Genomic DNA, 21,153 nt, shown 5'->3' with positions numbered 1-21,153 from the left:
ACAGTTTTTTATTTGAATCCCCTCATGTTAAACATCGCGCCATTGATCCATGCAACTGCCCGATTGTTGTAATTGTAAATCAGATAATCATTGACATTTTTTGAATAAGTATTTTTCATCAATAATACGATTGTAGCCTTTTAAAATTCATTTTAGGATTTAAAGCCACTATCTTTAATCGATTAATGCAATGAAAGCTCGTCAAGTCTTAACAATTCAATCAGTGCCTGTGACCTACTAGAAACGCCCAGTTTTTGAATTGTGTTTGAAATATGGTTACGCACCGTTTTTTCGCTTATGCCCAACTTTTGTGAAATTTCTTTTGTGGAATAATCTAAAATTAATAATTGAAATATTTCCCGCTCTCTTTTCGTTAAAAGCGAACGATGCTGCGGGCTACTCATAAGGCAACACCCTCCTATCTCCTCTCTATGTAAAGTATGTCATGAGGGTGGAGGCTGTGAGGGCATTTTAACTATTTCCCATATAATATTACTTTTTGTTCTTCAGTCCAGCGATGAGGTTTACCAGTTTCTTTATTGATTTGCACTAAAGCCCCTCTGCCAGTTAAAACGATTTCATCTTTTTCATTTTTTACCATGTAGTGAAGATCTAGAGAGGAGTTTCCAACCCGTGCTGTTTTTACATAAATTCGCAGTTTTTCTCCGTAATAAACTTGTTTTAAATAGTCGCATTGCAAATCTGCCGCAACTGGAATACATTGCTCATCTTGTGAACCCCAATTGTTCTTCACATTCAACCATTTAAAATATTCAATGCGTGCATGTTCAAAATATGAAAATGGTACTACATTATTTAAATGGCCATACATATCAACATCTGAAAAACGAACAATCTCTTCCGTGTAAAATGTAAATTCCTTCTCCCATTGTTCAAAATCTTCAATATACATTTCTTTCATTTTCCCATCCCCTTTAACCAAAGTTTTATTTATATAATAAATATTATACAATAGTAGATTCATCGAGGAAATGAATGAAAATGTCGAATATTGGAAGGGGATGACGGTGGATTTTTTTATTGAAAGAGGATTCGCAATGCAACTGTACAGAAATAAACTGCTTACTATACTATGCAGCATCATGAAAATTGGATAATTGTTCTATAAAAAAATTAAAAACAGCCAAAATCGATAAACGATTTTGACTGCTTCTAAAACATATTAGTCTACCATATGGTCAGAACCGAAGAATTTGCGGAACATGTGTACAGTCGTTGCTCTGTTTAATGATGCAATAGAAGTTGTTAAAGGAATTCCTTTTGGACAAGCAGCTACACAGTTTTGAGAGTTACCGCAGTTTGCAAGTCCGCCTTCACCCATAATTGCATCTAAACGTTCGTCTTTGTTCATTGCACCTGTTGGATGTGTATTGAATAAACGTACTTGAGAAAGTGGTGCTGGACCGATGAAGCTAGATTTCTCAGAAACGTTTGGACAAGCTTCGAAACAAACACCACAAGTCATACATTTTGACAATTCGTATGCCCATTGACGTTTGCGTTCAGGCATGCGTGGACCTTCTCCTAAATCGTAACTTCCGTCAATCGGAATCCACGCTTTTACTTTTTTCAATGCGTTGAACATACGGCTTCGGTCAACTTGTAGGTCACGAACAACTGGGAAAGTTTTCATTGGTTCTAAGCGAATTGGATGTTCAAGTTGATCAACCAACGCAGAACATGATTGGCGTGGACGGCCATTAATTACCATCGAACAAGCACCACAAACTTCCTCTAGACAGTTCATGTCCCAAGTAACTGGTGTTGTTGGTTTTCCATCAGCAGTCACTGGATGTTGACGAATGTACATCAATGCAGAGATTACGTTCATACCTGGACGGTAAGGTACTTCGAATTCTTCCCAACGGCTTGCACCATTTGGATTATCTTGACGTAAAATTCTAAATCTTACTGTTTTTCCAGTTTCCACTTGTTGTGTAGTCACGATTAATTACCTCCTTTCGAAGAGTAGTCACGTTTACGAGGCGGAATTAATGAAACGTCTACTTCTTGGTAAGTAATAATTGGCTCACCTGTAGATGGATCAAATTTCGCCATAGTTGTTTTTAAGAAGTTTTCGTCGTCACGTTCTGGGAATTCTGGTTTATAGTGTGCACCACGTGACTCGTTACGTAATAACGCACCTTTTGTAATTACTCGTGCAAGATATAGCATGTTTTTCAATTGACGAGTAAAGTGTGCACCTTGGTTGCTCCATTTTTGAGTATCGTGGATGTTAATGTTTTCCCAACGCTCTAACATGTCACCAAGTGTGTCATATGTTTTTTGTAGGCGATCGTTGTAACGTACAACTGTTACGTTGTCAGTCATCATTTCGCCTAGTTCTTTGTGAAGTAAATATGCGTTTTCATTACCTTTGTCCATTTTTAGGATGTTATCCCATTTTTGTTGCTCTTGTTTTACATAAGAATCATATAAAGATTGTGGTAAATCTTCCGCATGTTTTGTTAAGCCTTGCATATATTTAACTGCGTTAGGTCCTGCAACCATACCACCATAAATCGCAGAAAGTAATGAGTTAGCACCTAAGCGGTTTGCACCGTGTTGTGAATAGTCACATTCACCAGCAGCAAACAGACCAGGAATTTCAGTCATTTGATCGTAGTCAACCCATAATCCACCCATTGAGTAGTGAACCGCTGGGAAGATCTTCATTGGTACTTTACGTGGATCGTCACCAACGAATTTTTCGTAGATTTCGATGATACCACCAAGTTTGATGTCTAATTCATGTGGATCTTTATGAGATAAGTCTAAATATACGATGTTTTCACCATTGATACCTAATTTTTGGTTTACGCATACGTCGAAGATTTCACGTGTCGCAATGTCACGTGGTACTAAGTTACCGTATGCAGGATATTTTTCTTCTAAGAAGTACCATGGTTTACCATCTTTATATGTCCAAATACGTCCACCCTCACCGCGAGCAGATTCACTCATTAAACGGTTTTTGTCATCGCCAGGAATTGCTGTTGGGTGAATTTGGATGAACTCACCATTTGCATATGAAGCACCTTGTTGATAAACAATTGATGCTGCAGAACCAGTATTGATTACAGAGTTTGTTGATTTACCGAAGATGATACCAGGACCACCTGTTGCCATAACTACAGCATCAGAGCGGAATGCTTTAATTTCTGATGTGCTTAAATCTTGTGCTACGATACCACGGCAAACTCCTTCGTCATCAAGAACGATTCCAAGGAATTCCCAGTGTTCGTATTTTGTAACTAAACCTTCTACTTCGTAACGACGAACTTGTTCGTCAAGCGCATATAATAATTGTTGACCTGTTGTCGCACCTGCAAATGCAGTACGGTGATGCAATGTACCACCGAAACGACGGAAGTCAAGTAGACCTTCTGGAGTACGGTTGAACATAACTCCCATACGGTCGAACATGTGAATGATACCAGGTGCTGCTTCACACATGGCTTTTACTGGTGGTTGGTTCGCTAAGAAGTCTCCACCATAAATTGTATCGTCAAAGTGGATCCACGGAGAATCCCCTTCACCTTTTGTATTTACTGCACCATTAATTCCACCTTGTGCACAAACTGAGTGTGAACGTTTAACAGGAACTAATGAGAATAGTTCTACTTCAGTACCCATTTCGGCTGCTTTCATCGTTGCCATTAGACCAGCTAAGCCGCCACCAACAACGATTAATTTCTTTTTGGCCATGATTATTTCTCACTCCTCTTTTCTAATTGGACGTTCTATCTATGCTTGTATCATACGAATGCTAGAATTGCAGATACACCGATAATGCTTAAGATGACGAAAAATGCCATTGTTATCCATGTAACTACTTTTTGAGAATGTGTTGATTGTGTGATACCCCAGCTTACGCAGAATGACCATAAACCGTTAGATAAATGCAATGTAGCGGAAAGGATACCCACAATGTAGAATCCTAACATCCATGGATTTGCAACGATTTTTTCCATCATTTCAAAATTTACTTCCGCACCAAATGCTTTTTGGATGCGAGTTTGGAACATGTGCCAAGCAATGAAGATTACTAGGAACACACCAGTAAGTCGTTGCAATAAGAACATCCAGTTACGGAATGTACTGAAGCGCTTATTGTTTGGTGTTGCTGTAAAGGCAATATAAATTCCATATAAACCGTGGAACAGAATAGGAATGTAGATAACAATCCACTCAATAAGTAATAATAGTGGACCTGGAATATAATCCATTACTCCTGTTGCACTGTTATATGTCTCTTCTCCCCCTGTTGCAGTAAAGTTTAGAGACAAGTGGAACACTAAAAATAGCCCTACAGGAATAACACCAAGTAAAGAATGTAGTCGGCGCCAGTAAAACTCATTTTTTGCCAAGACTGATACCCCCTTAAAATAAGTAGTCAATAAGTCGTCACAAATTGTAAACGCTTTATGCATTGACTGTTTTATTCATAATGGTACAATATTATGACAAGTTCATTGTACCCCCACGAACTATTACCGTCAAGGTTAGTTGTGCATATTTATTTTCCGAAATTTGTCTAATATTCGCTACAAAACCTTCTATTTTTTCTCTATTATGTTATTTTTCTCTATTTTAACTTTTTTCAAATTCTCTGTTGTTAAAAAAGAAAAATTCTAGAAAGAGGTTCTTATTATATGTCATTGTCGAAAGATTCGTTTCCTTTATTTGGATACGAACTGCTAAGAGATTATTTAGTGCCATCCATTTTAGGAAAGCATGAAAAAGATATTCTATATTGGGCAGGAAAAGATTTAGCTCGCAAATTTCCATGCACCGATATTCCTTTAATCATTTCCTTTTTTAAAGATGCCGGATGGGGTGATCTTACCCTTGAAAAAGAAATGAAAGACGGATTTGTGTTTAGTTTGACGAATGAACCGGAGTTGCTAAAGATTAATGAAAGAAATTTTCGCTTAGAAGCTGGCTTCATTGCCGAACAAATCCAAAACTTTAAAGGTGTTTTGACGGAATGCTATGAAGAGAAAAAAGAAAAACAACTAGAAGTAATTTTTACAGTAAAGATGGATTTAAAAGAAAAAATTGAACGCTAAGGGGCTTTATTCGCCCCTTTTTATACCCATTCCTCAGCAAGATTAAATTCATCATGCAGTGCATTTGCTGCACGAATCATATCATCTTGTGGCACAACGACAGATACTTTAATTTCAGATGTAGAAACCATTTTAACAGGGATATTTTCTTGACATAAGCGTGCGAACATGCGGCCTGCTACCCCTGGATTGGAAACCATGCCCGAACCCACGATTGACACTTTCGCTAAACCAACTTCAAAATCAGCAAATTGAAAACCTAACTCCTCTTTATGTTCTTCAAGCACTTTTACCGCATTTGTTAAATCCTCTTTTACAATTGAAAACGATATTGTCGGTTTTACTTCACTCATCACAGATTGTACAATAATATCTACGTTGACATGATGCTTTGCTAGGGTATTAAACAAGTTGGCAAGGGAAGATTTTTCTAGTATTTCATATCCAACAGTAAAGCGGATAATATCTGTTTCATAGGCGACACCACGAACAATTAAATTTCTCTCCATTTCAATCTCTCCCTTAATCAATGTACCTCGAAGATTTTTCGTACTCGAACGAACAACAATTGGTATATCAAATTTTTTTGCTAATTCGACTGCTCTCGGATGAACAATTTTCGAACCTAAATAAGATAATTCTAACATCTCATCATATGTAATATCTTTCAATTTACGAGCCTGTTGAACTACATTAGGATCTCCTGTATATACCCCGTCAAGATCCGTATAGATTTCCACGCGTTCTGCATCAATGCTTTTTGCAATCGCTACCGCTGTTGTATCAGTCCCTCCAGCACCGAGAAGGGTGATGTTGCCCTCATCATCAACACCTTGTCCGCCTGCGACTATGACTATTTCACCTTTTTTAAAATGCTCAATAATGACATTACCATCGATTTGATGTATGCGAGCATTTCCTACTGATTTTCTTGTTGTTTTCATGCCAAGTTGCCAGCCTGTAAGGGAAACAGCTCTAAAGCCTCTTTTTTGAATAGCAATGGAAAGCAAACTGCTTGCAATTTGATTATTGGTAGAATGGATTGCGTCTAACTCTCTTTCGGATGGTGCATCCGATAAAGAGTAAATAATTTTTTCCAAACCCTCATTTACAGGTGGAGAGGATGGAACGACTGCTACTACATTGCGTCCAAACTTCTTCTCTTCGATGAGTCTTTTTGCTATTTCTCCAATGTTTTCAGATGATGATAGATTCCATTCATCCAACTTCACTACAATATTAATCATCGCTACACTCCCCTTATTTTCATAAGCCATGAAATGAAGTTTCCGAATCTTATATAATTAAAGAAAAAAGCAACTCTTCACAAAGGATGGTGAAAAGCTGCCTCAATTTTCAGAAAACACTTTATGAGATAGCTCTCCAGAACCATTTAGATTCTGACAATCTTGCATTTCTTCAATGCAAAACCAGCCAGTAAACTGGAACAAGCAAATTTACCGCTTCGGCAATCTCCCCTTTCCCTAACCTTCTTCAGACTTGTTCCTCTCCTCCAGTTAGGTACTCATGAATCTCGCACCTCTATCTATATCTAAACTTATTTACTTTTAAAATACATTATCATACAGTTATTCCTTTGGCAATGTGTCATTATGGAAATACTGATAGATTGTTTCTGCAACCACTTTTGGCATTTTCGCTTCCATTAATTCTTCCACAGAAGCCTGTTTGATTTTTTTCACTGAACCAAAATGACTCAGTAATTGTTTCTTACGTTTTGGACCGATTCCTTCAATTTCATCAAGGACAGAGCGTAAAGCGTTCGTTTGATGTTGTTGCCGCAAAAATGTAATAGCGAAGCGATGGACTTCATCTTGTATTCGCTGAAGCAAGTAAAAAGCATCACTTGTTTTTTTCAGCGGGATCGACACAGGTGGTTCCCCGTATAATAGTTCAGATGTTCGATGCTTCTCATCTTTTGCTAGTCCTGCAATGGGAATTGATAATCCAAGCTCATCTTCCAACACTTCTCGTGCAACTTCAATTTGCCCTTTACCACCGTCAACAATAATTAGATCAGGAAGCGGCAATTGTTCTTTTAATACACGGGTATAGCGCCTGCGAATCACCTCTTGCATCGCTCCATAGTCGTCATGTTTCGCCGTATTTTTTAATTTATATTTGCGATATTCTTTTTTTGCCGGCTTTCCATTAATAAATACGACCATTGCGCTAACAGGATCTGCTCCATGCATGTGGCTGTTATCAAAGGCTTCAATTCTATAAGGCGTTTCAATATTTAGAGCCTCACCTAATTGTTGACAAGCGCCAATTGTCCTCTCTTCCTGGCGTTCAATTAATTGGAATTTCTCTTCGATTGCAAGCATTGCATTTTTCTTTGCTAAATCCACCAGTTCTTTTTTTGTGCCACGTTTTGGCACTAATACTCTTATATTTAATAATTTTTCTAAAATGCTTTTATCAATTGTTTCTGGGACCAATATTTCTTTTGGCTTTAAATGTTCTGTATCATAGAAACGCCCTACAAAAGTTAAAAATTCCTCTTCCGGATCACGGTAAATAGGGAATACAGAAACATCTCTTTCAATTAATTTTCCTTGTCGAACGAAAAAGACTTGAACACACATCCACCCTTTTTCAACTGCATATCCAAATACGTCCCGATTCGTTTGGTCTCCTGAAACGATTTTTTGCTTTTCCATAACCGTTTCGATATATTGAATTTGATCTCGATATTCTTTTGCTCTTTCAAATTCAAGCTTTTCCGCAGCCTCCATCATTTTTTTCTCTAATTCTTTTTTTACTTGTTCATGGCCGCCATTTAAGAATTTTATGATTTCATTTGTCATTTCTTCAAAAATTTTCGGATCTATATCTTTAACACATGGAGCTAAACATTGCCCCAAATGATAATACAAACAAACTCGATCTGGCAGTCGGTTGCATTTTCTTAATGGATAGATGCGGTTGAGGAGCTTCTTTGTTTCATTCGCGGCAGATACATTCGGATAAGGTCCAAAATATTTAGCTTTGTCTTTTTTCACTTTTCTTGTCGTAATAATTCTTGGATAAATTTCATTGGTAATTTTAATATAAGGATAACTCTTGTCATCCTTTAACATTACGTTATATTTTGGATCATATTGTTTGATTAAATTGAGCTCCAAAATTAAAGCCTCTAAATCACTTGAAGTAACAATATATTCAAAATCTTCTATTTCACTAACTAGCAGTTGAGTTTTACCATCATGGGAACCAGTAAAATAGGATCGAACTCTATTTTTTAAGACTTTTGCCTTTCCGACGTAAATGACTGTTCCTTGTCGGTCCTTCATTAAGTAGCATCCAGGCAAATCTGGTAACAGCGCCAATTTATTTTGAATTGTTTCATTCATGGAGTATCACCTTACATTTAATTAACCTACTTAACCCTATTATACGAATATCTTAAAGCAAAAATCGAGAAGTTTTCTTTTATCCCAATCAAATCAATAATCATATCCAAAATAAAAAATCGAGCACAAACAAAATCTTTGTGCTCGGTTGAATTTTATTTATTGTTGTTGATGAATTCAACTAATGCTTCTTTTGGTTGGAAGCCAACAGTTTTTGCAATTAATTGGCCATCTTTAAATAAAAGCAAAGATGGAATCGACATAATTTGATATTCAGCAGCTGTTGCTGGATTGTTATCAACATCAACTTTTACAATTTTCACTTCTGAACCCATTTCGGCATCGAGTTCTTCTAATACAGGTGCAATCATTTTACAAGGTCCACACCAAGCTGCCCAGAAATCTACTAATACTAAACCAGAAGAGATTTCTTGTGAAAAGTTTTGATCAGTAGCATGTACAATTGCCATTTATAAAATGCCTCCTTAATGTAACATCTTTTAGTAGTATAGCACGTTAAAAATTCAAAGGGTAGTAAAGTGTTTTAAGAAATTGAAATCCGTTCATCTAACAAACAAATTCCTTTAATGATTTACTTTTTCACAATAAATAACCACATCTCTGAGATTTGAGATGTGGTGAGGAGATTACCAGTTTTAGATTTTAAGAATTTACTTTTAATGCTTTAATTTCTTCAATTAATAACGGAACGACTTCAAATAAGTCGCCGACAATTCCATAATCAGCAACTTTGAAAATGTTTGCTTCAGGGTCTTTGTTAATTGCAACAATTACTTTTGAGTTAGACATACCTGCTAAGTGCTGAATTGCGCCAGAAATACCACACGCGATATATAAATCTGGTGTTACCACTTTACCTGTTTGACCAATTTGCATTGCATAATCGCAATAACCCGCATCACAAGCACCACGGGAAGCACCTACTGCACCGCCCAGTAAGTTAGCAAGCTCTCTTAATGGTTCAAATCCTTCGGCTGATTTTACACCGCGACCGCCAGACACGATTACTTTCGCTTCAGATAAATCAACACCTGTTGTTGCATTGCGAACAACTTCTTTTACAATCGTACGCAAGTTTTTAATATCTACAGATACAGATTGAACGTCTCCTGTGCGGCTTTCATCTCGATCAAGTGGCGCAATATTGTTAGGACGAACTGTCACGAACACGAATCCTTCTTTAATTTTTACTTTTTCAAAAGCTTTACCTGAGTAAATTGGACGAATAAATAGTGCATCATCACCTGTTCCTTCAATCTCTGTTACATCTGAAATCAATCCAGCTTGCAGGCGAGATGCCACTTTAGGTGATAAATCTTTACCTAAAGATGTATGCCCAATAACGATTCCTTCAGGTTTTTCTTGTTCCACAAGAGCTAATAAAGCTTGGCTGAAGCCATCTGAAGTATATGTTTTTAAATGTGGATGTTCCACAACGAGCGCTCGGTCAGCTCCATATGCAATTAATTCCTTTGCAAGATCTGCTACTTGATCGCCCAATAACGCGCCTACAACTTCTCCACCATCTGCGATTTGCTTTGCTGCAGCAATTGCTTCAAATGAAACATTACGTAAAGCACCGTCACGTACTTCTCCTAATACCAATATTTTTTTTGCCATTGTTTTCCCTCCATTACCGTACGAATCTAACGAAATCTAATACTATTCAATCCATTCTAATTGTTCGGAAAATTTAAATTACTTTCGCTTCCGTATGAAGTAAATTTACTAATTCTTTCACTTGGTCTTTTAGTTCACCTTCTAAGATGCGACCCGCAGATTTTTGTGGTGGTAAAAATACTTCCACTGTTTCAATTTTTGTTTCAACATCATCTTCATCGATATCTAAATCATCTAATTCTAACTCTTCAAGCGGTTTTTTCTTCGCTTTCATAATACCTGGTAAAGAAGGATATCTCGGTTCATTCAATCCTTGTTGAGCTGTAACTAATAAAGGCAAGCTCGTTTCTATAATTTCAGAATCTCCTTCAACGTCACGAACAACTTTCACGTTATTTCCATTAATTTCTAATTTCGTAATCGTTGTTACATAATTAATACCTAATAAATCAGCAACTCTTGGTCCAGTTTGACCAGAACCACCATCAATTGCAACATTTCCTGCCAAGATTAAATCTGGCTCTTTGTCTTTTAAATATTCAGCGAGAATATAAGCTGCACCGCTGTGATCCAGCTCGTCCAAATCATCTTCTGTATTGATTAAAACCGCCTCATCAGCACCCATTGCAAGAGCTGTGCGCAGTTGTTTTTCCGCTTCTTCATTGCCGATGGAGATTACGGTTACTTTTCCACCATGTTGCTCTCTTACTTGAATTGCCTCTTCAATGGCATATTCATCATATGGATTGATAATGAATTCGGCGCCGTCTTCTTGAATTTTTCCATCTTGAATGACGATTTTTTCTTCTGTATCAAAAGTGCGTTTCATTAATACGAAAATGTTCATGTAAATTACCTCCTAAAAATTATTTGCCACTAAAAGTAGGTTGGCGTTTTTCAATAAATGCTTGAATTCCTTCTTTTGCATCTTCTGAATTAAATACAATGCCGAATTGCTCTGCTTCCGCTTTGATTCCTTCTTCGAATGATTTCTTACTGTATTGTAATGCATGAATAGCAGCTTTTAATGAAACCGGGCTCTTTTTGGCAATTTTTTTCGCCAATTCTAATGCTTGCGGTAAAAGTTCTTCTTGTGGTACAGCCTTATTTGCTAGCCCCCATTGTACGGCCTCTGCCCCTGAAATCGGCTCTCCTGTAAAAATCATTTCAGCAGCCTTTGCTAATCCGACATATCGCGGTAATCTTTGTGTTCCACCAAATCCAGGAATAATTCCAAGATTTAATTCAGGAAGACCCAACTTCGCGTCTTCAGCGACATATCGAATATGGCAACTCATCGCAAGTTCCAATCCACCGCCAAGTGCGGCACCATGAATTGCTGCGATGACAGGTTTTGGGAAAGATTCCAAGCGATCAAAAACAGCTTGTCCATTTTCTGCGAGATTTACTGCCTGTTGTTCAGATGAAACATCTGTGAACTCTTTAATATCAGCTCCTGCTGAAAAGAAACGTCCTTCACCGTGAAGTAAAACAACTCGAACATCATTATTATGTTCAACTTCAGTCATCAATTCGTCTAATTCACGGATTAGCTGTTGTGCTAGTGCATTTGCTGGCGGACGATTGATTGTTACAATCGCAACACCGTCTTCTGCTCTCCATTTTAGAAATTCCATGAAGACACTCCTTTTAATTATTTTTTAGACCATTCAATAGTAGATGCTTTACTTTAGGTGCATTATCTAAGAGGCTGTATCTGAAATCATTCATCACCCAAGACGTAATTGTCTCATCGATTGTTCCAAATACCATTTGTCTTGCAACTCTCACATCCATTGTTGGATTAAATTCGCCATTCATCATGCCTTCTACCAATATATTATCAAGAAGATTCAAATATTCTTTTAAAATTGCATTAATCTTTAACCTAAGCTCCTTATTTGATTGGCGCAATTCTAATTGGGTGACTGTCGCAAGGTGTTTATTATTGGCCAACACACTAAAATGGTTGTCTATCATTTTTGATAGTTTGTCAGAAGCGTTAGCACCAGTTTGAATGATTTCTTCTAAATTTTCAATAAAAACTCTCATTTTTTCTTTAAACAAGGAAATTAAAATATCCTCTTTATTTTTAAAATACAGGTAAATGGTCCCGTCTGCAACACCTGCTTGTTTAGCAATTTTTGAAATTTGTGTTTGATGATAGCCATTTTCGGCAATCGCAATAACTGCTGCTTCAATTATTTGCATGTATTTCGGTTTATCTCGATTCATGATGTTCACCACCAAAAAAATAAGAAAATATGAATGATTATTCATTCATATTTTCATATTATAATTTCATGAACTTTCTGTCAATAACTAATGCTATTTCGCTTGAAGCTCCTTAGCTTTCTGTTTTTCCTCATCAATTAATGTTCTTCTTAAAATTTTTCCTACTGCTGTTTTCGGTAGTGAATCTCTAAATTCATAAATGCGAGGTACTTTGTAAGCAGCTAAATTATTGCGGCAATATTTATTTAATTCATCTTCCGTCACTGTTTTACCCTCTTTTAATACAATGAAAGCTTTCACCGTTTCTCCCCGATATGGATCTGGAACTCCAACTACAACACATTCTTGAACCGCTTCATGTTCGTACAATACTTCCTCTACTTCTTGCGGATAAATATTAAATCCGCCAGCGATAATGACATCTTTTTTACGATCTACAACATAGAAATATCCTTCTTCATCCATATATCCTAAATCTCCAGTTAAGAACCATCCATCTGCAAACACTTTTGCAGTTTCCTCAGGGCGTTTCCAATATCCCTTCATCACTTGAGGTCCACGAATCGCGATTTCTCCTACTTCTCCAGGTGGTAAAATTTCATTTTCTCCTGGTTTCATAATCACCGCTTCTGTATCAGGCCAAGGAACTCCAATCGAGCCAACTACTCGTTTTCCCCAAATAAAGTTTGCATGGGTTACTGGTGAAGTTTCCGTTAAGCCGTAGCCTTCTACAAGTTTCCCACCAGTGATTTCTTCAAATTTTTCTTGTACTTCCACAGGTAGTGGAGCAGAACCACTTATACATGCATTGATGGAAGACAAATCATATTTAGATAAATCCGGATGGTTTAATAGACCAATATACATTGTTGGTGCACCAGGGAATAAAGTAGGTTTTTGTTTATCAATGGTTTTTAACACTTGTTCCACTTCAAATTTAGGAAGCAATACCATTTTGTTTGATTTCATGACGGATAAAATCAGCACTGTAGTCATGCCGTATACATGGAAGAAAGGAAGCAATCCTAATATAATTTCTTTTCCTTCCTCACATTTATATAACCATGCATCACACATCATTGTATTGGCAATTAAATTTTTGTGAGTCAACATTACCCCTTTAGGAACGCCAGTCGTACCACCAGTATATTGAAGAAGGGCTAAATCTTCTTCAAAATTAAAAGGCACATCAATTGGTTTCGGTTTTTCAACCTTCATGATTTCCGTGAATAAATGTGTGGAACCTCGATGTTCTACTTTGACACTAAAGCCATATTGTTTCTTCTGAATAAAAGGATATACGAGATTTTTCGGAAATGGAAGATAATCTTTAATACCCGTGATGATAACGTTTTCAATTTGTGTTCGATGAATGACTTTCATGATTCTTGGGTATAAAATATCCAATGCCAAAATTACTTTTGCTTCAGAGTCCTGCATTTGATACTCTAATTCCCTCTCTGTGTAAAGCGGATTTGTTTGAACGACAATTCCTCCTGCATATAAAATACCGTAATAAGCTATAACTGCCTGTGGACAGTTTGGTAACATGATTGCTACCCGATCTCCTTTTTCAACCCCTAAAAAACGAAGATAGTTGGCAAATTTTAATGCTGATTCATACAGCTCTTGATAATCCAATTCCCTTCCCATAAAATGTATTGCACATTTTTTTGGATTTTTTTCGTATGCTCTTGTCAAAAATGTTTGGACGGGAATTTCTTCATACTCCAGCGTATGCGGTATCTCAGCAGGATAATGTTTAAGCCAAATTTTACTAGACATCAACACATCCCCCTTGCGCAAATGTTCAAATTTTCTTGCAATTGTTACATTTATTATAATTGAAAAGAAATGGTCTTTCAAACTATTTTTTTAGAATTATAATTTTTTTCTACTTTAATTCTTAATTTTTCTTATTCATTCAATAATTTTAATACTATTTTCTATGACGAAAAATGTCGAATAATAGGGTTATTTACTATTTTGATATAACTATTAATAACTTTGTAACAATAAAAAAACTAGTAGAAACGCATGTTAACGTTTCTACTAGTATTAAAATTTTAATAATAACCATTATAGTGAAAGTAAATAATAAAATCCTATAATAAAAAATAAGACAGCTACAACGATAAGCACTTTTGCTAATTTGTCCATTGGAACCTCCTAAATGATGCTGGCACCGATGACGAAGGAAAGTCCAAGTGAAATGGTGAATGAAATCAATCCAACTGAACGATTATCCGCTGCAATCTCCTGATCGACATTGAAATGGGGGGTTAAAAATTCATATAAAAAATATGCGATGATAAGCAAAATAAACCCGTACAACCCCCAACCAATCATTTCAAAAAAAGTATTATGCCTTTCAATGGAATAGCGGAATATATTGCAAACACCTAGTATTTTTCCTCCAGTAGCAAGGGCGACGGCAACATTTCCTTTTTTAATTTCTTCCCAATTTTTATATTTTGTCACCATTTCAAATAAGACCATTGAAACTATTAAACATAATACAACAACACTAAAATAGCCTGCTGTTTCTATTAAAGGATGTTGCCAAAAAGTTGTACCCACATTCACCATCCCCTTTATTTTAATTCAACGACAGTTACTCCTAAGCCACCTTCACCAGCTTCACCATATCGGAAAGAACGAACTCGTTTATGTTTTTTCAAATATTCTTGAATTCCTTGGCGTAAAGCCCCTGTACCTTTTCCATGAATAATTGTTACACGGCTATAGTTGGCAAGTAGGGCATCATCAAGATATTTTTCTGTTTTCATGATGGCATCTTCTAACCGTTCTCCTCGCAAGTCTAATTCTAATTTAACATGACTATTGCGATTTTTCACCGTTGTCAATGTAATTCTTTGTTTTTCTTTTTCTGGCTTCACATATTCTAAGTCTGACTCATCCATTTTCATTTTTAATATACCGATTTGCACAACCCACTCATTATCGGAAACTTTTTCAATTAGCGTTCCTTTTTGACCGTAGCTTAATACTTTTACTTCATCACCAGGTTGTAAGTTTTGTGCTCGTTCACGAATTTTCGCTTGTTTTTTCAAAATTGGATTTTCTGCTGGTAATGCGTCTTCTAAACGCTTTTTCGCTTCGATGATTTCATGGTCTTTAATAACTTGATTAGCATTTTGCTGCATTTCACGTAATTCTTTAATGATATGTTCTGCTTCTTTTTTCGCATCCTCAATAATTTTCCGCGCTTCTTCCTTCGCTTTTTGTTCAAGGCTTTCTTTCTTTTCGTTAAATGCACTCAATTTTTCTTCTAACTGCGCATGCAATTGTTGTGCTTCTTCTAAAATTTCATGCGCTTCCTCTACTTCCTGTTCAGCGCGGCGTCTGCTTTCTTCTAATGAAGCAATCATCGACTCTACTTCTCGACGGTCAGTACCTGTATAAGATTTCGCTTGATTAATGATGGAATCTTTTAAGCCGAGACGCTTCGAAATTTCAAATGCATTGGATCGTCCCGGAACGCCTATTAATAATCGATAAGTAGGACTAAGGGTTTCAATATCAAATTCAACACTTGCATTGATAACTCCTTTTCGGTTATACGCATATGCTTTTAATTCAGGATAATGGGTTGTAGCCATAACGCGCGCCCCTTTATCCACAACTTCATCTAAAATTGATATCGCAAGTGCCGCCCCCTCTTGCGGATCGGTACCTGCCCCAAGTTCATCAAACAAAATTAACGAGTTTTCATCAAAGTGTTTTAATATATCGACAATGTTCACCATATGGGATGAGAAAGTGGATAGCGATTGTTCGATGGATTGCTCATCACCAATATCCGCAAATACTTGACTGAAAACGGAAAGCTCTGAGCCATCTAATGCAGGTATTGGTATTCCCGCTTGTGCCATTAAGGTGCACAATCCAACCGTTTTTAATGTGACGGTTTTCCCCCCTGTGTTTGGCCCAGTAATCACAATTGCTGTATATTCTCGACCAAATTCAATTGTATTCGGCACCGCTACATACATTGGGATTAGGGGATGTCTTGCTTGTATTAGACGAATATATCCTTCATTGTTCACGCTTGGCTTTGAGCATTTTTGTGCCACACCGTATTTCGCCTTCGCTAATATGACATCGATATCCGCTAGTATTTTAACTAGTTCAAATAAATCGTTCGCTACTTCTTGGACTTTTTCCGTAAGGGCAAGTAAAATCTTCTCTATTTCAGCCTTTTCACGAACCTTTAAACGTTGAATTTCATTATTGATTTGCACAACTGATTCCGGCTCAATAAATAAAGTTTGCCCTGAAGAAGATTGATCATGAACAATCCCGCCGTAGTAGCTTCGATATTCCTGTTTTACCGGGATAACATAACGGTCATTTCGAATTGTTACGATAGTATCCGAAAGCATTTTTGCTGCGTTAGGGCCTCTCGTTAAACTATCAAGTTTTTGTCTCACTTTCGCTTCTTCTGAGCGCAATTGTTGTCTTATTGACCGTAATTCCACGCTAGCGGAATCCAACACCGTTCCATTTTCATCAATGCAATGATCAATTTCATGCTGTACCGCTGTTAAAATCGGCATATTATTTTTTCTTTCAATAAAATGTGGTATTTGAATTTCTTCATCATTTTCGATATCTTCAATAAAATTTCTTAAAATTCGACTTGCTCTAATAGTACTTGAAATTTCCATCAATTCCATTGCACTTAGCATACCGCCTATTTGTGCCCGCTTTGTATGTGGACGAATATCAAAAATACCTCCCATTGGCACATGTCCTTTTACCCGTAGGATGGCTAGTCCCTCATCCATTTCTTCTAAAAGTTCAACAACCTTTTCAAAGTTTGGCTCTGGCACAAGCTGCTCTATTTGTTGCTTCCCTAAGGAAGATGTACAAAAGTCTGACACTTGCTCACGCACTTTATCGAATTCAAGGGTTTTTAATGCTCGTTCAGCAATCACTCTGAACACTCCTGTCTGTACATATGTTTACTTATTTTTCCGAATAAAATTTTTGAACTGTTCAACGCTCCATGTATTGACAACTAGTTCTTTTTTCAACCACGCTTTTTGCGCATATTTTGTACCGATTTCCATATAATCAAGTTGTTCAATCGCATGGGCATCTGTATTGATTGCAATAGGAACACCAAGTTCCATCGCTAGTTTCAAATGTTCTATACATAGATCTAATCGGTATGGGCTAGCATTCAATTCCAAAATTTTCCCATACTCTTTCGCCCAATGAATTAATTGTTCAACGTTAGGATTATATCCTTCACGTTCACCAATAATTCGACCAGTTGGATGTGCAATCATATGAACGTAGGGATGTTGAATCGCCGCAAATAATCGTTCCATAATTTTTTCTTGAGGTTGAGAAAAACTTGAATGAATGGAGGCGATCACAAAATCCAGATTTTTTAATACGTCATCATCATAATCGAGGGAACCATCAGGCAAAATATCCATTTCTGTTCCCGAAAATAAAGTAAAATCAGGGTGAGCTTCATTAAAAGCTTCAATTTCTTCACGCTGTTTTTTTAACCTTTCCGGTGTTAAACCATTTGCTACTTTCAAATATTGAGAATGGTCTGTTATCACTCCAAAATGATAGCCTTTTGAAATAAGCGCTTCTCCCATTTCTGCTACGGAATGAGCACCGTCAGAATAAGTGGTGTGCATGTGTAAATCAGCCTTAATATCTTCTATTGTAACCAATTCTTTAATTTCATTTAAACGATCCAATTCTTGTCCCGTTTCGCGAACAGTGGGCGGAATGTAAGGAAGTCCAAAATGAGCGAAAAACTCTTTTTCCGAATGGAATGTAAGGATTTGTCCATCTGGTTGTTCCACACCATATTCGCTAATTTTCTTCCCTTGTTCTTTTGCTAATTGACGCATGCGAACATTATGATCTTTTGAACCGGTAAAGTGATGAAGTGTTGTGATAAATTCTTCATTTGCCACTAATCGAAAATCAACGTTGACAAGCTCGTCCAAATCCAATACGACAGACACTTTTGTGTCTCCACTGCTAACGATTTCTTTTATTGTTAATTCAAATAAAAGCTGTTCCCTAACTTTTTCAGGACTTTTTGTGGCAATGACAAAATCCAAATCTTTGCTCGTTTCATTCACCCGACGGAAACTCCCGGCAACAGAATATCGTTCAATTTCTTCAATGGATGCAAGTAGTTGATTTATTTCTCTCACAACCGATTCAAGATACCAAATAGGAAGTCTTCCTGTTCGTTCTCCAAATTGTTCAAGTTCCTTCAAAATTTTCTCTTCCGTTTTCGGTCCAAACCCAGGCAACGATCGTACCTTTTTGGATTCACAAGCTTCCTTCAACGCTTCACGACTACTCACTCCAAGTTCCTGGTATAGCTTTGCAAGTTTTTTACCGCCAAGGCCAGGTATTTTTAATAGAGGGATTAAGCCTTTCGGTATTTGTTTTTCTAATTCGATTAATTGTTGGGACTCTCCCGTTTGAATCAGCTCTTCAATGACTGCTCCCGTGCCTTTTCCAATCCCTTTAATTTTCGTAAAATCATCAATTTCTTCAAGACTTCGTTCATCCAACTCTAATGCATTCGCCGCTTTTCGAAAGGCGGATACTTTAAACGGATTTTCTCCTTTAAGCTCCAAATACAACGCAATTTTTTCCAATGTACGAATGACAATTTTTTTATTCAACTGTCCCACCCTTTTTCTATTTTAAACCGCAAAAAAGTATCTCCGCTGTGTTGATGGAAGATACTTTTGACAATCATTTCGTTGTTTATTAATTTTCCAAATAAATATACCATAGTTTTTGGAATAATTGAGTTACGATTGGGGTATGTTCAAGCATGAAATTGGCAATAAACGAACTTCCCATGAGTTTTTGAATAGCATCAATTGGTAATAATGCGAAAACATATAATAAAATAAAAAGTATAAAATAAAATTCCACGAAGCATAGTAATGCCCCTAAAATGCGATTAAAAGATTTTAATACTGGTAAAAATGTTAAAAAATCAAATACCGAAGCAACAATTTGCATGGCAAGTTTAACAACAAAGAAGATTACCGCAAAAGCAATAATACGATAAAATGTTTTATCTACATCCAATGCATCCAACACTAATGTAAGAGAAGAGTCCGGCTGCAACCCCGGATATGGAATCCATAACACAAATTTTTCTGCTAGCGGTTTATAGTAAATGTAAGCCACGATTAACGCAACAAGAAAACCAACAAGATTAATTGCTTGCATGATAAAACCGCGCTTCATTCCTATTAATAAACTAGCAGCAAAAACAAAAAGCAATATGATATCTAACATGCAGTTCAACCCTTCAGTTTTTTCAATTCTTCTTCTAATCTCTCAACTTCTTCTTTGAGCTTTAAAAACTCATGAACACTGTTCACTGCGGTTAACACAGCTAGTTGAGTCGTATCGAGAGATTGATTATGTAATTTAATTTCCCTCATTTTATCATCTACGATAGAAGCGACTAATCGTAAATGACCAATGGATTCATTACCTACTAATTTATAAGTATGGCCATATATTTCGACTTCTATTTTATTTTTCTCTTGCTCAGCCAAGTGGGCACCTCCTAGAAGCTCGATATTTTTTCATAGGAGCTGTTAATTACATATATTTATGTTTTATTAGAATCAATAAGTTTATCATATCATCTTTATTCGTTGTCATACAACCTAGAGTTAAAAGGGATATTGTAGAATTTCATTCTCAATCTCCTTTTGGTAAAATCAATTTAAATCTTTCTTGGGAGAAAGGGTCGTATCATGAACAATATCGTCTTAAAATTATTACCACAACAACTCAATGAAATAGAAACGTATTACTTAAAACATAAGGTAGAACGTAATGCACCTGGTGTCGTATTTGCAGCAAAACTCCCCGATGTAGCCATCACCGTATACAGTTCTGGAAAAGTAATGTTTCAGGGTTTAGGAGCTCAACGGGAAGCTAGCCGATTTAACGAATTCGCTCTAACTGATGAAAACAATCAACAAAACATAAACTCAATAGGAGATACACTTCCAGAAAACTTTTCAAAATTGTCTGTTATTGGATCTGATGAAACAGGAACTGGAGACTATTTTGGTCCAATTACAGTCGCTGCTGTCTACGTACCAAATGACAAAATTGAACTAGTAACAGAACTGGGAGTAAAAGATTCTAAACAACTAAACGATCAAGCAATCCGAGAAATTGCACCTCATTTAATTGCAACTTGTGTTCATAGCCTTTTAACATTACGCAATGACAAGTATAATGATTTGCAAAGCCGCGGCTTTACTCAAGGAAAAATGAAAGCCATGCTGCACAATCAAGCTTTAAAACATGTGCTCCATAAAATTTCACCGGAAAAACCGGATTATATATTAATTGATCAATTCGCAGAAAGAGACACGTACTATCAATATATTCAAAATGAAAAAGAAATCATTCGCGAAAACGTTCTTTTTTCGACAAAAGCTGAACAGCAACATATCGCTGTTGCAGCCGCCTCCATCATAGCGCGTTATGCTTTTTTAATCGAAATGGATCGCCTATCTGACATTGTTGGGTTTCCCCTTCAAAAAGGCGCTAGTCATTTAGTCGATGAAATGGCAGCAAAAATTTTGTTGCAGCAAGGTGAAAATGTTCTCCGTTCTATCGCAAAATGGCATTTTGCGAACACTAAAAAAGCCAAAAGGATTTATGAAAACTTCGCAAGTAGATGACTAACATTCAAAATGGTCGATTGTGGAATCGACCATTTTATATTGCTATTCATTCCAATCATC

Annotated in this window: 20 protein-coding genes and 1 riboswitch; of the genes, 2 read left to right on the top strand and 18 right to left on the bottom strand. The window is 36.7% G+C overall.

The annotated features are described in order from the left end of the window. Positions 1 to 182: 182 nt before the first annotated feature. From NSU17_RS14130 to NSU17_RS14110, 5 genes are all read right to left on the bottom strand, one after another. Entirely contained in the window at positions 183 to 404 is a 222-nt protein-coding gene (locus tag NSU17_RS14130) for a helix-turn-helix domain-containing protein (RefSeq protein ID WP_016837203.1), read from the bottom strand. A gap of 71 nt (positions 405 to 475) precedes the next feature. Beyond that, positions 476 to 922 carry an acyl-CoA thioesterase gene (locus tag NSU17_RS14125; protein ID WP_340705316.1) on the bottom strand — a complete coding sequence of 149 codons (447 nt, stop codon included), beginning with the start codon at positions 920 to 922 and terminating at the stop codon, positions 476 to 478. A 261-nt stretch (positions 923 to 1,183) separates the two neighbouring features. Further along, entirely contained in the window at positions 1,184 to 1,966 is a 783-nt protein-coding gene (gene sdhB / locus NSU17_RS14120; RefSeq protein WP_408647293.1) for a succinate dehydrogenase iron-sulfur subunit, read from the bottom strand. 2 nt (positions 1,967 to 1,968) lie between these two features. Beyond that, positions 1,969 to 3,729, bottom strand: a complete 1,761-nt coding sequence (gene sdhA, locus NSU17_RS14115; RefSeq protein WP_016837200.1) for a succinate dehydrogenase flavoprotein subunit — start codon at positions 3,727 to 3,729, stop codon at positions 1,969 to 1,971. Between the two features lie 50 nt (positions 3,730 to 3,779). Then, positions 3,780 to 4,391, bottom strand: coding sequence for a succinate dehydrogenase cytochrome b558 subunit (locus NSU17_RS14110; protein ID WP_340705315.1), 612 nt, complete (start codon positions 4,389 to 4,391; stop codon positions 3,780 to 3,782). 285 nt (positions 4,392 to 4,676) lie between these two features. Here NSU17_RS14110 and NSU17_RS14105 point away from each other — a divergent pair, with 285 nt between their 5' ends. Further along, complete coding sequence (locus NSU17_RS14105) at positions 4,677 to 5,093, top strand: YslB family protein (protein ID WP_016837198.1); 417 nt, start codon at positions 4,677 to 4,679, stop codon at positions 5,091 to 5,093. Positions 5,094 to 5,113: 20 nt separating this feature from the next. On the opposite strand, the gene NSU17_RS14100 is transcribed toward NSU17_RS14105, so the two are convergent. The 13 genes from NSU17_RS14100 to zapA all read right to left on the bottom strand — a co-directional run bounded on the left by NSU17_RS14100 (position 5,114) and on the right by zapA (position 19,941). Beyond that, positions 5,114 to 6,340 carry an aspartate kinase gene (locus NSU17_RS14100; protein ID WP_340705314.1) on the bottom strand — a complete coding sequence of 409 codons (1,227 nt, stop codon included), beginning with the start codon at positions 6,338 to 6,340 and terminating at the stop codon, positions 5,114 to 5,116. A gap of 121 nt (positions 6,341 to 6,461) precedes the next feature. Then, positions 6,462 to 6,646: riboswitch (Lysine riboswitch) on the bottom strand. 36 nt (positions 6,647 to 6,682) lie between these two features. Then, the gene (gene uvrC, locus NSU17_RS14095; RefSeq protein ID WP_340705313.1) at positions 6,683 to 8,470 is read right to left on the bottom strand and encodes an excinuclease ABC subunit UvrC; all 1,788 of its coding nucleotides are present in this window, start codon (positions 8,468 to 8,470) and stop codon (positions 6,683 to 6,685) included. A 155-nt stretch (positions 8,471 to 8,625) separates the two neighbouring features. Continuing rightward, the gene (gene trxA / locus NSU17_RS14090) at positions 8,626 to 8,940 is read right to left on the bottom strand and encodes a thioredoxin (RefSeq protein ID WP_016837195.1); all 315 of its coding nucleotides are present in this window, start codon (positions 8,938 to 8,940) and stop codon (positions 8,626 to 8,628) included. Positions 8,941 to 9,133: 193 nt separating this feature from the next. Continuing rightward, entirely contained in the window at positions 9,134 to 10,111 is a 978-nt protein-coding gene (locus NSU17_RS14085) for an electron transfer flavoprotein subunit alpha/FixB family protein (protein WP_340705312.1), read from the bottom strand. A 73-nt stretch (positions 10,112 to 10,184) separates the two neighbouring features. Then, a complete protein-coding gene (locus NSU17_RS14080) occupies positions 10,185 to 10,958 on the bottom strand; it encodes an electron transfer flavoprotein subunit beta/FixA family protein (RefSeq protein WP_340705311.1) in 774 nt (257 codons plus the stop codon). A 19-nt stretch (positions 10,959 to 10,977) separates the two neighbouring features. After that, a complete protein-coding gene (locus NSU17_RS14075; RefSeq protein ID WP_016837192.1) occupies positions 10,978 to 11,748 on the bottom strand; it encodes an enoyl-CoA hydratase in 771 nt (256 codons plus the stop codon). Positions 11,749 to 11,761: 13 nt separating this feature from the next. Further along, entirely contained in the window at positions 11,762 to 12,346 is a 585-nt protein-coding gene (locus NSU17_RS14070; RefSeq protein WP_016837191.1) for a TetR/AcrR family transcriptional regulator, read from the bottom strand. A 93-nt stretch (positions 12,347 to 12,439) separates the two neighbouring features. Then, a complete protein-coding gene (locus tag NSU17_RS14065; RefSeq protein ID WP_340705310.1) occupies positions 12,440 to 14,131 on the bottom strand; it encodes a long-chain-fatty-acid--CoA ligase in 1,692 nt (563 codons plus the stop codon). Positions 14,132 to 14,515: 384 nt separating this feature from the next. Then, positions 14,516 to 14,935 carry a DUF350 domain-containing protein gene (locus NSU17_RS14060; RefSeq protein ID WP_026018975.1) on the bottom strand — a complete coding sequence of 140 codons (420 nt, stop codon included), beginning with the start codon at positions 14,933 to 14,935 and terminating at the stop codon, positions 14,516 to 14,518. A gap of 5 nt (positions 14,936 to 14,940) precedes the next feature. Next, positions 14,941 to 17,307 (bottom strand): endonuclease MutS2, encoded by a 2,367-nt coding sequence (locus NSU17_RS14055; RefSeq protein ID WP_340705309.1) that lies wholly within the window; start codon positions 17,305 to 17,307, stop codon positions 14,941 to 14,943. 27 nt (positions 17,308 to 17,334) lie between these two features. Further along, positions 17,335 to 19,044, bottom strand: coding sequence for a DNA polymerase/3'-5' exonuclease PolX (gene polX / locus NSU17_RS14050; RefSeq protein WP_016837187.1), 1,710 nt, complete (start codon positions 19,042 to 19,044; stop codon positions 17,335 to 17,337). A gap of 88 nt (positions 19,045 to 19,132) precedes the next feature. Continuing rightward, positions 19,133 to 19,675: a CvpA family protein gene (locus NSU17_RS14045; RefSeq protein WP_016837186.1), complete on the bottom strand. Its 543-nt coding sequence runs from the start codon at positions 19,673 to 19,675 to the stop codon at positions 19,133 to 19,135. 5 nt (positions 19,676 to 19,680) lie between these two features. Beyond that, positions 19,681 to 19,941, bottom strand: coding sequence for a cell division protein ZapA (gene zapA, locus NSU17_RS14040; RefSeq protein ID WP_016837185.1), 261 nt, complete (start codon positions 19,939 to 19,941; stop codon positions 19,681 to 19,683). Positions 19,942 to 20,145: 204 nt separating this feature from the next. On the opposite strand from zapA, the gene rnhC reads away from it, so the two are divergent. Then, on the top strand, positions 20,146 to 21,090 hold the full coding sequence (rnhC, locus tag NSU17_RS14035; RefSeq protein WP_340436224.1) for a ribonuclease HIII: 945 nt from the start codon (positions 20,146 to 20,148) through the stop codon (positions 21,088 to 21,090). Positions 21,091 to 21,153 lie beyond the last annotated feature (63 nt).

It is taken from the genome of Ureibacillus sp. FSL K6-2830 (assembly GCF_038004145.1).
Lineage (GTDB): Bacteria > Bacillota > Bacilli > Bacillales_A > Planococcaceae > Ureibacillus > Ureibacillus thermosphaericus.
This window is presented reverse-complemented; position numbering and strand designations above follow the sequence as displayed.

Excerpts from the sequence above, each read along its gene's own strand:
- NSU17_RS14130 (WP_016837203.1), bottom strand. The coding sequence starts at position 404 with ATGAGTAGCCCGCAGCATCGTTCGCTTTTAACGAAAAGAGAGCGGGAA.
- NSU17_RS14125 (WP_340705316.1), bottom strand. The coding sequence starts at position 922 with ATGAAAGAAATGTATATTGAAGATTTTGAACAATGGGAGAAGGAATTT.
- sdhA (WP_016837200.1), bottom strand. The coding sequence starts at position 3,729 with ATGGCCAAAAAGAAATTAATCGTTGTTGGTGGCGGCTTAGCTGGTCTA.
- NSU17_RS14105 (WP_016837198.1), top strand. The coding sequence starts at position 4,677 with ATGTCATTGTCGAAAGATTCGTTTCCTTTATTTGGATACGAACTGCTA.
- NSU17_RS14100 (WP_340705314.1), bottom strand. The coding sequence starts at position 6,340 with ATGATTAATATTGTAGTGAAGTTGGATGAATGGAATCTATCATCATCT.
- uvrC (WP_340705313.1), bottom strand. The coding sequence starts at position 8,470 with ATGAATGAAACAATTCAAAATAAATTGGCGCTGTTACCAGATTTGCCT.
- trxA (WP_016837195.1), bottom strand. The coding sequence starts at position 8,940 with ATGGCAATTGTACATGCTACTGATCAAAACTTTTCACAAGAAATCTCT.
- NSU17_RS14085 (WP_340705312.1), bottom strand. The coding sequence starts at position 10,111 with ATGGCAAAAAAAATATTGGTATTAGGAGAAGTACGTGACGGTGCTTTA.
- NSU17_RS14080 (WP_340705311.1), bottom strand. The coding sequence starts at position 10,958 with ATGAACATTTTCGTATTAATGAAACGCACTTTTGATACAGAAGAAAAA.
- NSU17_RS14075 (WP_016837192.1), bottom strand. The coding sequence starts at position 11,748 with ATGGAATTTCTAAAATGGAGAGCAGAAGACGGTGTTGCGATTGTAACA.
- NSU17_RS14070 (WP_016837191.1), bottom strand. The coding sequence starts at position 12,346 with ATGAATCGAGATAAACCGAAATACATGCAAATAATTGAAGCAGCAGTT.
- NSU17_RS14065 (WP_340705310.1), bottom strand. The coding sequence starts at position 14,131 with ATGTCTAGTAAAATTTGGCTTAAACATTATCCTGCTGAGATACCGCAT.
- NSU17_RS14060 (WP_026018975.1), bottom strand. The coding sequence starts at position 14,935 with ATGGTGAATGTGGGTACAACTTTTTGGCAACATCCTTTAATAGAAACA.
- NSU17_RS14045 (WP_016837186.1), bottom strand. The coding sequence starts at position 19,675 with ATGTTAGATATCATATTGCTTTTTGTTTTTGCTGCTAGTTTATTAATA.
- rnhC (WP_340436224.1), top strand. The coding sequence starts at position 20,146 with ATGAACAATATCGTCTTAAAATTATTACCACAACAACTCAATGAAATA.